Genomic DNA, 14,235 nt, shown 5'->3' with positions numbered 1-14,235 from the left:
GAGTTGTCTAAAGATAGTTTTTCCCTATATCTTTTTATCGGCAAGATGCTCTAAAAAATCGAGAGGTGGACACGGGTTTAGTCAAAAAAATGAAAAATCCTTGTACTTAGCAGTCATTCCGCTCTTGGTACAAGAAACGCCGATGATTCCGTTTATCATAAGGAATCATCGGCGTTTTCTTAATCAATCGATTGTTCTTGGACCAGACGTTCTGATGTGTATCTAAGGCGGAGCAGGAAAAGAGGAAGTGTGTGACGTTGCGCGACGGCTTCAAATCGGCACAACACAAAAAAGTCTCCTACTTTTCACGTAACACGTGTCGGAGTTCGCTGATCCCGAGAATCAGCATACAAAGTGCTAACGGGATGAAGAATACTAAAAACATTACTTCAGGTATGGCATCCAATAAAAATAAACTGAGCAGGATGATGGTCAAAATGGTCGTCAAGCTGACGAGCGAACTGCGGTTAGACATCGTTCTCCTCCTTTAAGTGGTTATTCTTCCGCAAACGGACATAACGGATGATGGCCGGTACCGCAATCGAAATCGAAAAAGCGCTAACGAGCAACAAATCGGTCTGCCTGAAAAATAAATAATCGATGCCGATTAACAAAAATAATAAAATCTGGATGATCCGAAAATGAGGCTGCGTACTGCGGTGAATGATGTCCTGTTCTTTTGTTGGACTAGAGTGATGCGTATTCTGACTCAGGAAATCAAAATAAAAATAACTGAGGACGCCGAGTTGGACGACCGAAAAGAAGGTAACGCCTGTCTGTTCAAAGAAGATACTGAACAGGGTCATTCCGAACAAAAGTATGTAGAGTGCTGATACGATTCGTTTCGTGCGTGTCGTCAAAGTAAGTCCTCCTGGAAGTGAGTCGATGTTACCCTGTTCTACGGCACGGCAAGGAAAATGTTTCAAGCTATGAATGGATACCGGTCAAAAACTAAGTAACAATAAGGAGGAAACAGGATGAGTTACGGGATTTGCGGGAAATTTACGACGACAGCGGGACAACAAGAAAAATTAGTGGAGCTTCTGCTGGAAGCAGCAGACTCGCTCGAATATGTCACATCATGTCTACATTATATCGTCAGTGTCTCCGATGAAGCGGACACGGTCATCGTCCACGAAATCTGGACGAGTCAAGCGTCGCACAAGGCGTCACTCGAGCTTCCGGCGACGCGGCGCCTGATTGAGCAGGCACGCCCGCTCATCACGGGAATGGAACGCTTGTTGACATTCGATCCGCAAGGCGGAAAAGGGTTATAAAGGGTAATTTTTGATGTTTCGGTCAAAAGTTTGTAAAAAATTAGAACTTTTTTTGCCGATTGACGTAGAGTATACATGAGGTGAAGACAATGGAAAAACGACGAAGAATTCAACGCATCCGGGAAGAAAAAGAACGGATTGCGTTCATTCGTATTATTTTTGCTGTACTGTTCGGACTGGGTGTCTTTTCATTCATTCAGTATGATACGGCGACATGGCCAAAAATCCTGGTCGGAGTCAGCTTTCTCGCACACGGATGCCTGCACTGGATTGAAGCGAAACGGGTCGGAGCATTATCAAACAGCCAACCGGCGCGCAACCTGATCCGACTCCGCTACGCGGTTGATTTTGCGTTAATCGGTCTGATTGCATTTTTCTTCCCGTTATTAATCGGGTTAGAATTGTCGCTTGTACCAAGTTTTATCGGTTACTTTATCGGCCTGCTGCTTTTTTATCTGATTGATGTGTACCTGGAGCGGAAGGTGCAGACTCTTGATCCGCTGCATCCGACAAAAAAAGAACTACGCAGTAAAGCACCTGAACTGAAAGCCAGATGACTTTAAGTAGGGGATGAACAAAATGGAAAAACAAACGAAAATTCTAATCATGCAGCAGGAAAAGAAGCGAAATTTTTTGAAACGATTGGTATTGGTAGTAGTCGTCGCACTTTGTTTGTATGGCTTGGTTCAAACGGGAGCTGACGAATGGATTGTCCCACTGCTCGTCATCCTCGTCCTCATCCATGGACTGTTACTGTTCGGAAAGGCGAGGCGGATCAGTGCCCTATCAAGTATCAAAGCAGCACGGCGGCTGATTCGTTTACGTTACACGGTTGAATTCTGTCTCGTTCCCATTCTTCTGCCGATTGCTCTTCTGGCACGGTTTCCTGATTACTTGAGTACACCTGTTTCGATCGTTCTTCTGCTGGCTCTGCTGTTGATTGCCTTTTTGAAGCAATACCTGGAACTGCGCATCATGCGGACCGATCCGAGTCACCCGACGGACGACGATCTACGCAAGAAACCACGGATGGCAAACTAAAACAGTACTTCCACCCGTTGATTCGTCAGCGTGTGGAAGTACTGTTTTTTAGTTGAGTTCGATTTTAACGGTAGTCGGTTTTGCAAACGCGTCACTTGACGCGAACATGACGAAGACATTTTCCGTTTCCGGTACTTCGTAGACGAGATCGACCCTTGATTTATAGGGAGCAAAGTACTGGTAACTGTTTTTCCAGGCTTTCTCATTCCGGTTGACATAGTCGACCGTTTCGTAGACATGCCCATTCCCATCCTGAAGCGTGAACCGGTCCGGTTTATATTGACTGTAGGCACCGAGTACATCTTCTGTAATATCCGGGTCATGTAAAAACAACGGGAGCGTGATGTAGCGTTTACCGGCTTGCTGCGTCAGTTTGAGTTCAGCCGGCGGACGGGCTAACAGTTTCCCGACACGGAAGGTGGCATCCTTTAATTTTGGATCCCCGGGATAGGTTTTGAGCAGCCCCTGATTCATCAGCTTTTCGATTTTTGCCGTCTCCCGTTTCGACGGTTGTTTAGCGGTCGATTTTTTGGCGGTCAAATCGGCAAGCTTTGTCCCTGTCGTCGTTTCAGTTGTTTGGGTTGTCGGCTCGGCCGCCGGTTGTTCGACTTCACTCGTCGTCGCAAAGAAGAATAGTCCGGCGACACTCGCGACGAGTGCGGTCCCGACTGTTCCGAGCGCGACTTTAAAACGACGTTCCGTCGCCTTGGCATTGACGGCAACGCTCCCGATGGCTGCATTCGGTTTGATTTTAACCGCACGGTAGGCGGGTAATAAAGCACCGATGATTCCTGTCGTAATCGGAACCAACAGCGTTAGACTCAAGAACCCGAGCTCGGCCGTCGGGAATTGATTGTACATCTTGAAAATCAAGCCGAGTGAGACGACGAGGCCAATCAATCCGGCAAACAGACCGGTCATTACCCCTTCCAGCAAGACGAGTTGACGGATCATCCCGTCGCGCCAGCCGGTCGCTTTCAGCACGGCGAGTTGTGATTTTCGTTCGTTGACGTTTTGCCACATGATTTCCGTCGTCGTCAAGATGGCGATCAGCAGGGCGACCCCCATTGCGACATAATGCATCATGCCGACTTCAAGGGCAACGAATTCGCCGAGCCAGGACGCATACAAGACCCCCTTGAGCCGGAACGTGACGAACAGGAAGAAGATGAACAAACTGGTCGGTAAGGCGATTGCGACAAGCGACAGTAATGTCCGTTGCCAGTACGTCGCCAATTGGTTGATGCTCATGCCAAGGACGGACTGCGAACGGACGAATCGACGCCCGCGCGAGACTTCTCCCGCCTGGATGCTTTCATACGGTTGAATTTTTCGAATCAACAGCATCGGGACGAACGTACCGCCCCAGTAAATCAATAGTCCGGCGAGACCTATCAGAACGATTCGGCCGAGTGCGATTGGATGATCGGTCGTCAGCCAAAATGTCCCGAGAATCGTCCAGGCAATCAAGGCGACGAGTGACCCGAGTAACGTCGCTTCGAGGAATAACATCTTCGACAGCTGGCGCGGGCGCCAGCCGAGTGCCAGTAAAATCGCAAATTCTTTTTTTCGGGCGTAAAGCAGGATGATGTTCGAACTGAAGACATAGACGAGCGCCACTAAAATGACGCTTGCAATGACACCGCTCATCCCGACTTTCGCTTCCTGGAAAATCGCCATCGAGGAACCGAGTTTAATCCAGGGCTGCTGGACCCAGCCGAGTGCCGGCTGATCTTTGAGTCCGGGCAGATACGTCAGCGCGAGCTGCGGAGACGAACCGAGCGTCACATCCGTGATCAGTCCGGTTTTGTCTTCGATTTCCTGCGCGACAGCTTGTAATTTTTTTTCGCTTTGTTCATTCATCGTATCGATGCCTTTGACATTGACACGGATGACGGAGATGGCTTTTTTACCGCGAATCTTGAAGGCGGCGTCAAGCGTCGTCAACATCGAAGGTGGTTTCGTCATGAAATCATACGGATCGTTTGTTGGTTTGACGTCACGCGGTGGGTTGATTGGTGTCTCATTTTTATCCATGACCCACTGTGCCTTTGCCGGGAAATAGGTTTCCATCGGCAGTTCCGTCAACGGATCTTTCGACAAGTTTAATTTTTTCGGATCAAACACACCGATGTAATACGGATTGATCCGCGGCCAGTCATCACTCGATGTCCCGAACTCGCGTGCTGCCCGGTACATGCTGCGTTTCGCAAGCAGGGAATCCGGGTTGATCAGCTTCGGTTCGACCTGATAAGTAAAGGGCCACCGGGAGGGATAGGGACTCTTGACGGATTGATAGGTGATTGGTGAAGGCTTGAGAATCAGCCATTCCGAGTAGCCGCTGTATTTTTCAGGTAACGAATTGTTCAAAATATCATGAATGAATTGTTTTTGGACTTGCGCCGTCGTGATTTTATACGTCGGTGCCTTTTCATCGACGGTAGGGAGCTTGTCTAAGTATGTTTTGCCGCCCTTTTTCGTGACCTCTTGAATCGTCGGTACCATCGAGTCATCAATCAGCGGTAAATCAAGTTTTTCATATTTATAGGTCCGGGACGCATCGATGTAATCCCGTTCATTCATTAAAACCGGAATCATATCGACGTTCTCGAGCGCCGTCACGACGTCTTCATCCGTGAAATAACGGCTGTGGTCCACGTTTTTTGTCGCTTGATCAAGTCCGACGAGTTGTGCTTCCGCTTCCGGATCAATTCCGGCAATCATCGTATCACTGCCATACTCGTCGAGCGGTTGTTTTCCGAGACCGACCGGTGAGACACCGGATTGTCTCGTATCGCCACTCGCATCCCAGCCGGCGGCTAAATAACGGACCGTCGTCGACTTGTCGACCTGCAGACCGGTATTTTGATAATCGGTGATCGTCAGCTTATAGACTCCGGGGTCATCAAACGTATGCGTCCCGACGGAGGAGCGTGTCGAGTTATTTCCGATCATCGCGATCGGCGCTGCGACTTCGACGTCCGTGATGTCTTTGATCGTCTTGTATTGTTTCATCGTGATGCCGCCGTCGAGACCGCTCATATAATTCGGCTCGAGTAAATGTAAATCTTCCGTCACGCTCCGGCTTCCCGGCGGCCGGACGACGATATCATATGACGAGTTCCAGCGTTTTTGCAGTTCGTCAACGACGGTCCCATTGTTTGCTTGGGTCGTCCCGATTAAATAGCTGAGTCCTGTACTGACAATCAGGACACCGACGAGTAACAGGATGAATCGCTCCTTGTTTCGCCACCATGAGTTCCAAATGAAGGACATCATAAGCGTCCACCTCCTTTTACGTGTAGCGACATGAAAGACGGCCCATTCCGAATCGGAACCGGCCGTCGTTTTAACCGATTAGGGTAGAAAAAGTCACCATGTTAATCGATGCTGATTTTGACGGTATATGTCTTCGGGAACGCATCGCTTGACGCAAACATAACAAACGTATTGGCATTTTTCGGGACGTGGTAGACGACATCCATCACGAGACGGTTCGGAGCGATGTATTGATGTTCGTACTTCCAGGCTTTTTTGTTATGACTGATGTAGTCGACCGGAGCATAGTCATGTCCGTGACCGTCATTGATTGAAAAAGCATTCGGACGATAGACGCTATATCCGTCTGACGTACCTTCTTTATCGTGTAAGATGAGCGGAACCGTGATATAGCGGTACCCGTCCTTTTCCTTCAGCTTTAATTCTTTTGGGGCGGCTAAGACGATCGGGTCAACGCGGAAAGTATTTTTCTTTAAAGCCGGATCTCCCGGATACGTCTGGACCATTCCGGCACTCATTAATTTTTGAATCGATGGTGTACTGGAGACGTTCGTAGTGCTGACTTGCTTGACTTTAACCTGGGCTGTTGAATTGGTTTTATCCTGTACAGCTGATCCATCGTAAGTTGTAAAAGCGAAGACAGCGCCACCGGCAAGCACGGCGACAGTAGCAAGTGAAAGCACTCGTTTTTGAGTAGTCATGATTGGAACACTCCTTCTTCTGTTTAATTTGGAAACAATTATCAGAATAATTAGATTAAATATACTGTTTATTATTACCAAATGCAACTCATCTTCGTGTAAGATGGGAATGAGAAAGTGAAAATAAGCGTTCGACGGGTTGGATTACGTCCGGTACCTGATTATCGACATGTTGAAAAGATGAAACAAAAAAATGATGTGGAACCGAAATGTTTTTTGTATATAATGTAAAAAAGAAACGGAGGATCTTGAATGACAACTGAACAATTTTACAAGATGTTACCAACACTTGAAACGGACCGCTTGCTGTTACGTCCGATGCGCCAGGAGGACTTGGATGATTTGTTCGCCTATACCCAGGACGAGGAGACGGCGCGTTACGTGACGTGGAACGCAAATCAGACGGTGGACCAGGCAGAGCAATTCCTGACGCACGTCCTATCGAACTATGAACAGGGGAAACAGGCACCGTGGGCAATGGAATGGAAGGCGACGGGACAGATGATCGGCACGATCGATTTTATTCATCTGCTACTTGATGAGAATAAACAAGCAGAACTTGGGTACGCCTTATCGCGGCAATTCTGGGGCAAAGGCATCGTCACGGAAGCTACGGAACGAGTGTTGGCATTCGGTTTTGAGGAATTGGAGCTGGAGCGGATTCAGGCACGGTGTATGGAGCCGAACGTCGGTTCAGCACGGGTGATGGAGAAGGTCGGGATGACGTACGAAGGCACGTTACGCCGCTTGATTTTCATCAAAGGGACGTTTCACGATGTCAAGATGTACTCCATTTTACGGGATGAGTACGTGACGCAACGTCAGGCAGCGGGACAGAACGAAAAACAACATCAATGAGCAAATGAAGCCCCCGGCCATTTTAAGCGGTCGGGGGCTTTTGATTATGTTCTGTTTTCAATCAACGAATCGATGACGGTAACCGTGTTCGTGACCGTATCGAGAATCCGTGTCCGTCGATCGTCTTTTGACAGGAAAATCGCTTCACCGGTCGCGTCATACGCAAACGCCGTCGGAATCGAAAAGCCGCAGTTGCGGTAAGACCCGTCGGCATGACTCGTCCCGATGACGATAGCGGATTGCTGGCGGCTGATGCGGGCTGCTTCGCCCGACCACTCGGCATATTGTTCCGGACTGAACATCCCGACGCCGATCGGATTGAAGATCACTTCAATGGTATCGTTCTTCAGCCCATCGAGTCCTAAGAAGATTTCGCGACAGAGCAAGTACCCGTACCGATGGTCATTATCCGCGACGGTCGACGGTTGATAGAGCGGACCAGCTTCCGGTGTCTTCGCACGGTCGAGAAGGATTTCTCCATGTTCGTTAATGATCAATGCCCGGTCCAACCGGTCGGCGTCCCGGTACCCGGTGACGATCATTGTCGTATACTGTTTTGCAAGTTGACAGAGCGTCACGAGATCGGTCTGCCGGCAGTAGCCTTCCGGGTACAACACGATGTCGATGTCGGGATAGGCGGCAAGCTCTCGCCGCAATTGCTGTAAGTCAGTTTCTTGTTTCGGTTGTCCAATCAAAATGTGCATGTAGCTTTCACTCCGTTCGTATCATGGTCTAAAAAAACTATGTAGCTGACTTGATTTTAGCATAATTTGTAATTTCAAAAGGAGAATGTCACGTCGTCTGATTTAGGAAATGCGTTTCGTCGGCAAATCTTCTTTAAAAAATAGTTGTTTACCCGGCAAGAGGACAGCGATGCTTTGAAGCAGACTCAGCCCGATTAATACACCGGCCGCCGTCAACACGGTGAAGCGGAGCGGGAACAGGTCACCGGTAAAACCAACGAATAAAATCAACACGATGTGGAGTACACTTTGCCCGAGTCCATAAAGACTTGTTACCCGACCCATCAATTCATCCGGCACATTGTTTTGATAAAATGTCACGAAGCCGGTCCCGGAAAAGGCATTAAAAAACCCGAGCAAGATGAATCCGGTCGCGACGAACGAATAACCGCTGACGAGTAACGTTTTGAGCGACAGGTGACGCGAGAAACGGGCAACGGTCAGTCCACCGAGCACGGAACCGATGCCCGTTATACTGATCAACAGTCCATAATCGGTTACCGATAGTCCGACGACGGTCTGCAGAAAGACGACTTCCTGGGCGTCCATCGCAAGCGCAAGGCTCATCGTCAACAATCCGATGACATAAACCGCGATGATAAACCGGTTCGACCGACTGAATCGGGCGACGGTGCGCCAGTCCGCTGCGACGTCGGCGAATCGTGATTTCTCGACAGCGGGCGGACGAGGGACGGAAGGCAGGAAAGCTAGTAATATGCCGGAAACGACAAACGAGCCGGCATTGATCCAAATCGCGACATCGGCTGTCGCGACGAGTAACAGCAGACCGGCTAACGCCGGACCAATCAAAAAAGCACTCGACGTGATCAGACCACGATAGGCATTAAACGTTTTCCGACCGGTGTCTGGCACGAGTTGTGTCAGGTAGGTCGTCGCGGCAGGTTCGAAAAACGCTTTGACAAGGGCGAGGGCAAACAGCGTCAGGTACATCAACGGCAGTGTCGACAGGAGCGGAATCAGCGCGACGAGCAACGCCCGGACGAAATCCGTCCCGATCAACCACCTGCGTACATCGACCCGGTCAATCAGACTGCCGACCCAAAATTTCGTGAACAGGGCGGCAACAGGACCGATGATCCAGAGTCCGGCGACAGCGGTGGCGGAGCCGGTCAGTTGATAGAGATAGACATTGATTGCGACGAGATAAATGAAATCGCCGAATTGCGAAATGCCGAATGAAGCCAGGAGCGTCGTAGCACGAGACAAGGGGAATCCACCTGCTTTCTTTATACATATATTACCAATAGCATATCGGATAAATGTGGGGTTCACAATGCCTGAACCGTGCAGGTTTTTTGTACCGATCTGTCGTATTACTTAAGTAACAAATAAGCTCGAGGAGGGTTACGATGAGAGCCGTCGTTTGTACTGCATATGGTCCGCCCGATGTACTGAAGCTGCGAGAAGTGAAACAGCCTGTCCCGAAAGCATCTGAGTTGCTGATAAAAGTCCATGCCTCCGCCGTGCATTCAGGTGATCGTCGTCTGCGGGCACTCGATGTACCGGCAGCAGGAAAACTTCCGATGCGTGTCGTCATCGGGTTTAAAGCACCGAGACAGCCAATTTTAGGAGTTGTCTTAGCCGGCGAAGTCGTCGCGACAGGCAATCGTGTCCAGGATTTTAAAGTCGGCGACCGTGTCTATGCCCTGACCGGGATGCGCTTTGGTGGTTACGCTGAGTATGACTGTATCAAGGAAACCAGCTGTGTCGGGCAGATGCCGCGTAATGCAAGCTTCGTGGAAGCAGCCAGTCTTCCGTTTGGCGGAACGACCGTCCTCCACTTTTTCCGGAAGCTGAACCTTAAGCAGGCGAAAACGATTTTGGTTTACGGAGCCTCGGGCGCCGTCGGTTCGCTTGCCGTCCAAATCGCCAAACAATACGGACTTCATGTGACGGCGGTCTGCAGCGGACGGCACGTTGAGTTGGTGAAAGGTCTTGGCGCGGATGTTGTCGTCGACTATACAGCAGAAGGATATGATGCGCACCTGACGACGTATGACGCAGTATTTGACGCGTCCGGAAAGATTGACAAACGAATGGCACGTAAGCACGTCGGAGCGAAAGGGGCGTTTCTTTCAGTCGCCGGACAAGGCGTGGCACGGGCGCTGAAAAAAGATTTGATTTTACTGAATGAGTGGTTTGAAGCGGGTGAGCTGAAAGCGGTCATCGATACGGTATTTTCGCTGGAAGAGATCGTCGCTGCCCACCGTTACGTCGATTCCGGGCGGAAATACGGCAATGTCATCGTGTCGGTCGTGGAGGATTCCGGTAAAACGGATTAGATGCCACATCGTCATGACGGATACCGTCGGACTGACGCAAAAAACAAAGTAGAACAAAAAACACCTTTGCCTGCAGCGTTTCAAAGGTGTTTTTTATCTGCGTGGAACGTCATTTCAAGACATCATACGTCACCATGATGAACTGACCGGACGGACGACAGCCGGTCAGCCGGAACCGTGTCTCAAGCGTCCCTTCCGGAAACAGTGGAATCCCGCTGCCGAGGACGACAGGCGCGATCGCCAGTTCGAGCTGGTCAATCAATTGTAACCGTAAGGCTTCCTGAATCAATTCACCGCCGCCGACGAGCCAAATCTTGCCGTTGATGCTTGGACTAATCCGGTCGATCAACACATTAAGTGGTTCGTTCGTGTAGGTGGCGTATTCGGACTGTTGGTTGGTCTGTCGGGTCAACACGTAGTTCTCGAGTCCGCTGTACGGGTAGTCGTCACTGAGGACTAAGACTTCGTCAAATGTTTTTCGGCCCATGATGACGGCACCGACATCCTCCATGAACACCGCATACCCATTGTCACCGTCCCCTTCGACAGCGAACAACCAATCGAGCGAATCATTTGATCGGGCAATCTTTCCATCGAGACTACAGGCGATATATAAAACGGTTTTAGTCATCAATAACTCCTCCTTTTGTTCGATTTATCTTTAGTCTACGGTATAATCATGACAAAAGATGTCGTAATTCGAGAGGGGATTTTGTATGAAAGGTCGCCATTTGAAACTGATGCGTCTGCTCAATCGGCAACAGCTGTTGACGGCGCGGGAACTCGCGCAAGCATGCGGCGTCTCGTTACGCACGATTCAACGGGATTTACTAGAGCTTGAAGCAAACGGCTATCCGATTTACAGCGAACGCGGACCGGCCGGCGGCTACCGGGTCTTACCAAACCGTCTGTTACCCCCACTTGCCTTGCGGGAACAGGAAGCGATCACTTTATTTTTAATGCTCGACTGGGTCGGTCAAATTCCCGATCTGCCGTTTGGTCCGTTACGGGGGAATCTTGCTGAATGGTATCTCCATGAACTGCCAACGGATCTTGAAGCAAAGATGGACCGCCTGAAGGGACGGGTCCGTTTTGCACGACCTGATACCCCACCATCCCCGTTGACGGGGGATGTGTTGGGTTTGATGGAAGCGGAAGTCAAAGGTGAAATCACTTACCGGACGACAAGCGGTCGCCGGACGATTTTGATTGATCCAATCGGTTTGACGTTTGAACGCAATCGCTGGTATCTGCTCGCCGAGACCGAACGTGGACTGCGGCAGTACCGGATCGACCGGATGGAGCAGGTCTTACCGACGACCATTTCGTCCGAACGGCTGACATTCGAGGAAGCAGAACATCAGGGGAAGTCAGGTGAACAGGTGACGATCCGACTGGAAGTGACGTCACTCGGGGAACGGTTGCTTGAAGGGATTTTACCGCTTAACGCACAACGGACATGGTCCGTTCCGGTGGCGGAGTTACCGTTTCTCGGACGCCAGTTGTTTGGACTGGGCGAAAACGTTCAGGTCCTTGAACCGTCATCACTAAAGGAAGATATACTGAAGCAGGCAAGAGCGTTGCTTGCGTCCTATGATGCCTGAAAAAGGGGTGATTCTCCTATGCCAGCAAAAAATTATGGTACGATAAAACTAGAGAAAAGTGAAAGAATGGAAGTGATTTTCTATGGAAACGTTATCATTGATTTTATTGTTACTGGCGTTAATTTTATTGACGAACGTCATCGGACATTATATCCGTTTTATTCCGACGGCCTTGATTCAAATCATCGTCGGGACGCTCGTTGCCTTATCAATTAAGGAACTATCGATTGAAGTCGAATCGGAATGGTTTTTACTGTTGTTCATCGCCCCCTTGCTGTACAACGACAGCTCACATTTTCCGCGGGAACAATTGTGGAAGATGCGCGGGGCAATCCTCGGCAACGCCATCGTGCTCGTCTTATTGACGACCGTGATCGGCGGATATTTCATCCACTGGATGTTGCCGGTCGTGCCGCTTGCTGCCGCCTTTGCGTTAGCCGCGATTTTATCCCCGACGGACCCGGTCGCGGTCAACGGAATCGCAAAACGTGTCCGGCTCCCGGAACAAATCCTCAATCTTGTCCGGGGAGAATCATTGATCAATGACGCATCGGGTCTTGTTGCGTTCAGTTACGCCGTCACCGCCGTCGTAACAGGCTATTTTTCCTTACAGGAAGCTTCATTTGAATTCATTTATATGTTCGCCGTCGGTGCCGTCGTCGGTCTGGTCATCATCGTCTTGATGAACTGGCTGAAAATCCGGCTCCGCCGGGCGGGAATCGAGGATGTCGTCTTTTATGCGCTCCTGCAAATCTTAACACCGTTCATCATCTTCTTCGTCTCGGAAGAACTGCTCCATGCGTCGGGCGTCATCGCCGTCGTCGCCGGTGGTTTGCTTCATGCCCTAATCAAGGAGCGGACGGAGACGTTCTTTGCCCACGAACAGGTTTTGACGGATAACATTTGGACGATGATTGCCTACATCTTGAACGGGGTCATTTTCTTATTGCTCGGTTTGACGTTGCCCGGGGCGACACAAGCCATCTTTATCGATGACGCCATCAACAATTGGCGGTTACTCGGGTACGTCAGCTTAATCGGTCTCGTCATCCTAGGCATCCGCTTGGTCTGGACGCTATTCTTTAATTGGTTTGACCATCGTTTCCTCCGCAAAGAAGACGAACGGCCGCCTTCATTCAAGCGGAACCTGATTACGACGCTCGTCGGCGTACGCGGGACGATCACGATGGTCGGTGTGTTATCGCTGCCGTTTTTGACGGACGCCGGGATTGCGTTCCCAGAACGGTCGTTAATCATCTTCCTCGCGGCGGGCGTCATCATCTTTACGTTAGTGCTCGCGACGATTGCCTTACCGCTATTGAGTCCAAAAGGCTCGGCCAGCCAAACGAATCTTGACTTGAATGCCCAAAAACAACGGATGATGCTCCGGGCGATTCAGGAAGTCAAACAGGCGACAAATTCGGATAATTCCCCGGTCGCGTTTGATTTGCTGAACGAATACCATGTCATGTTACGGTTGTTACGCGCCGAAGAGAAGAGCGAACAGGAACTCAACGTCTACAACGAACAGTTGAAGGAACTGCGTCTTGAAGCCGTCGCGTGGGAAACGGAATTCGTCAAAGCATTCTTTAAGAATCATGACGTGCCGGATTTATTGAAAAAAGAAACGGTTGCCTCAATCGAACACCGACGTCGGGCGATTCATTCGGAATCAACGGTCCGGCTCTATCAGCCGTTACGGAAACTGATACGCAAACGAAAACGATTTACGTTATCGTCGGATGAATTGATCCGTCTGACGGAGATGGAGCATGCTCTTTATGAACATGTCATCGGCGACATCATCGACCGGCTCGAGACGTGCCACGACAAGTATCCGACGGAAGTCGTCCAAAGTGTCAAAGGACATTACTTCCGCCTCCGCGGCAAACATACGCAGTGGGCGTCACCGGTCGGCAGTAAGGGCGACGTCGAACAGCAAAAAGAAGAACTGTGCTTACGGGCAATTGAAGTCCAGCGGCAAGAAATTGCCGAAATGTCGAAGGAAGGGGACCTTTCTTCGGAAAAAGAAAAAGAGTTACGCCGCTTCATTCACTACATCGAAAGTGTCGTTCTCTACGAATATGTCGATTAACGAAAAAAAGTCCCGCCTCTGTTGGTTCAGAAGCGGGATGTTTTTTCGAGCCAAGAGAGTGGTGTAATGCTCTTTTAGCCGTTTTAAAGCGCGTACCGTCTTAAATCGCTTCCAAAGCGAAGAGCAATCGGTCGCGACCCTGTAGCACAGCTGCAGCGGGCGTGGAAGGTTGCCGCTTTGAAGACGAGGCGAGACAGGGAAGCGCAAACGGATTGTATCTCGACATAACAGGTTTACGCTTCTAAATCGTTTGTCTACATGCTGAAAGTCCCGCCTCTGATGATTCAGAAGCGGGACTTTTTTGCGCGCCAAGAGAGTGGTGTAATGCTCTTTC

The 14,235-nt window shown here is 49.9% G+C and carries 14 protein-coding genes; 7 read left to right on the top strand and 7 right to left on the bottom strand.

All coding sequences use genetic code 11. The annotated features are described in order from the left end of the window. Positions 1 to 298: 298 nt before the first annotated feature. Positions 299 to 475, bottom strand: coding sequence for a hypothetical protein (locus KNQ04_RS13175; protein ID WP_214851293.1), 177 nt, complete (start codon positions 473 to 475; stop codon positions 299 to 301). Next, positions 468 to 860, bottom strand: a complete 393-nt coding sequence (locus KNQ04_RS13170; protein WP_214851292.1) for a hypothetical protein — start codon at positions 858 to 860, stop codon at positions 468 to 470. The genes KNQ04_RS13175 and KNQ04_RS13170 overlap by 8 nt, the downstream gene beginning before the upstream one ends. 117 nt (positions 861 to 977) lie before the next feature. Here KNQ04_RS13170 and KNQ04_RS13165 point away from each other — a divergent pair, with 117 nt between their 5' ends. The 3 genes from KNQ04_RS13165 (at position 978) to KNQ04_RS13155 (ending at position 2,318) form a co-directional block, all read left to right on the top strand. Further along, positions 978 to 1,277, top strand: a complete 300-nt coding sequence (locus KNQ04_RS13165) for a putative quinol monooxygenase (RefSeq protein WP_214851291.1) — start codon at positions 978 to 980, stop codon at positions 1,275 to 1,277. Positions 1,278 to 1,366: 89 nt separating this feature from the next. Beyond that, complete coding sequence (locus KNQ04_RS13160; protein ID WP_214851289.1) at positions 1,367 to 1,834, top strand: hypothetical protein; 468 nt, start codon at positions 1,367 to 1,369, stop codon at positions 1,832 to 1,834. Between the two features lie 22 nt (positions 1,835 to 1,856). Continuing rightward, complete coding sequence (locus KNQ04_RS13155) at positions 1,857 to 2,318, top strand: hypothetical protein (RefSeq protein ID WP_214851287.1); 462 nt, start codon at positions 1,857 to 1,859, stop codon at positions 2,316 to 2,318. Positions 2,319 to 2,366: 48 nt separating this feature from the next. On the opposite strand, the gene KNQ04_RS13150 is transcribed toward KNQ04_RS13155, so the two are convergent. Both KNQ04_RS13150 and KNQ04_RS13145 read right to left on the bottom strand, forming a co-directional pair. After that, positions 2,367 to 5,597, bottom strand: a complete 3,231-nt coding sequence (locus tag KNQ04_RS13150; protein WP_214851286.1) for an ABC transporter permease — start codon at positions 5,595 to 5,597, stop codon at positions 2,367 to 2,369. 101 nt (positions 5,598 to 5,698) lie between these two features. Then, positions 5,699 to 6,298, bottom strand: coding sequence for a hypothetical protein (locus KNQ04_RS13145; RefSeq protein ID WP_214851285.1), 600 nt, complete (start codon positions 6,296 to 6,298; stop codon positions 5,699 to 5,701). A 252-nt stretch (positions 6,299 to 6,550) separates the two neighbouring features. Between KNQ04_RS13145 and KNQ04_RS13140 the strand changes: the two genes are divergently transcribed. Next, the gene (locus KNQ04_RS13140) at positions 6,551 to 7,156 is read left to right on the top strand and encodes a GNAT family N-acetyltransferase (protein ID WP_214851284.1); all 606 of its coding nucleotides are present in this window, start codon (positions 6,551 to 6,553) and stop codon (positions 7,154 to 7,156) included. A gap of 44 nt (positions 7,157 to 7,200) precedes the next feature. On the opposite strand, the gene KNQ04_RS13135 is transcribed toward KNQ04_RS13140, so the two are convergent. After that, entirely contained in the window at positions 7,201 to 7,860 is a 660-nt protein-coding gene (locus KNQ04_RS13135; RefSeq protein WP_214851283.1) for a hypothetical protein, read from the bottom strand. Between the two features lie 102 nt (positions 7,861 to 7,962). Continuing rightward, a complete protein-coding gene (locus KNQ04_RS13130; protein WP_214851282.1) occupies positions 7,963 to 9,126 on the bottom strand; it encodes an MFS transporter in 1,164 nt (387 codons plus the stop codon). A 143-nt stretch (positions 9,127 to 9,269) separates the two neighbouring features. On the opposite strand from KNQ04_RS13130, the gene KNQ04_RS13125 reads away from it, so the two are divergent. Beyond that, positions 9,270 to 10,202 carry an NAD(P)-dependent alcohol dehydrogenase gene (locus tag KNQ04_RS13125; protein WP_214851280.1) on the top strand — a complete coding sequence of 311 codons (933 nt, stop codon included), beginning with the start codon at positions 9,270 to 9,272 and terminating at the stop codon, positions 10,200 to 10,202. A gap of 109 nt (positions 10,203 to 10,311) precedes the next feature. Here the strand turns inward: KNQ04_RS13125 and KNQ04_RS13120 are convergent, their stop codons facing one another. Continuing rightward, positions 10,312 to 10,833: a dihydrofolate reductase family protein gene (locus tag KNQ04_RS13120; RefSeq protein WP_214851278.1), complete on the bottom strand. Its 522-nt coding sequence runs from the start codon at positions 10,831 to 10,833 to the stop codon at positions 10,312 to 10,314. Between the two features lie 85 nt (positions 10,834 to 10,918). Here KNQ04_RS13120 and KNQ04_RS13115 point away from each other — a divergent pair, with 85 nt between their 5' ends. Then, the gene (locus KNQ04_RS13115; RefSeq protein WP_214851277.1) at positions 10,919 to 11,806 is read left to right on the top strand and encodes a helix-turn-helix transcriptional regulator; all 888 of its coding nucleotides are present in this window, start codon (positions 10,919 to 10,921) and stop codon (positions 11,804 to 11,806) included. A gap of 82 nt (positions 11,807 to 11,888) precedes the next feature. Further along, on the top strand, positions 11,889 to 13,901 hold the full coding sequence (locus tag KNQ04_RS13110; RefSeq protein WP_214851276.1) for a Na+/H+ antiporter: 2,013 nt from the start codon (positions 11,889 to 11,891) through the stop codon (positions 13,899 to 13,901). Positions 13,902 to 14,235: the final 334 nt, after the last annotated feature.

The organism is Exiguobacterium sp. s193 (assembly GCF_018618755.1).
In the GTDB taxonomy this organism is placed as follows: Bacteria; Bacillota; Bacilli; order Exiguobacteriales; family Exiguobacteriaceae; genus Exiguobacterium_A.
The sequence above is the reverse complement of the archived record's forward strand: the minus strand, read 5'-3'. Positions and strand labels throughout refer to the sequence as shown.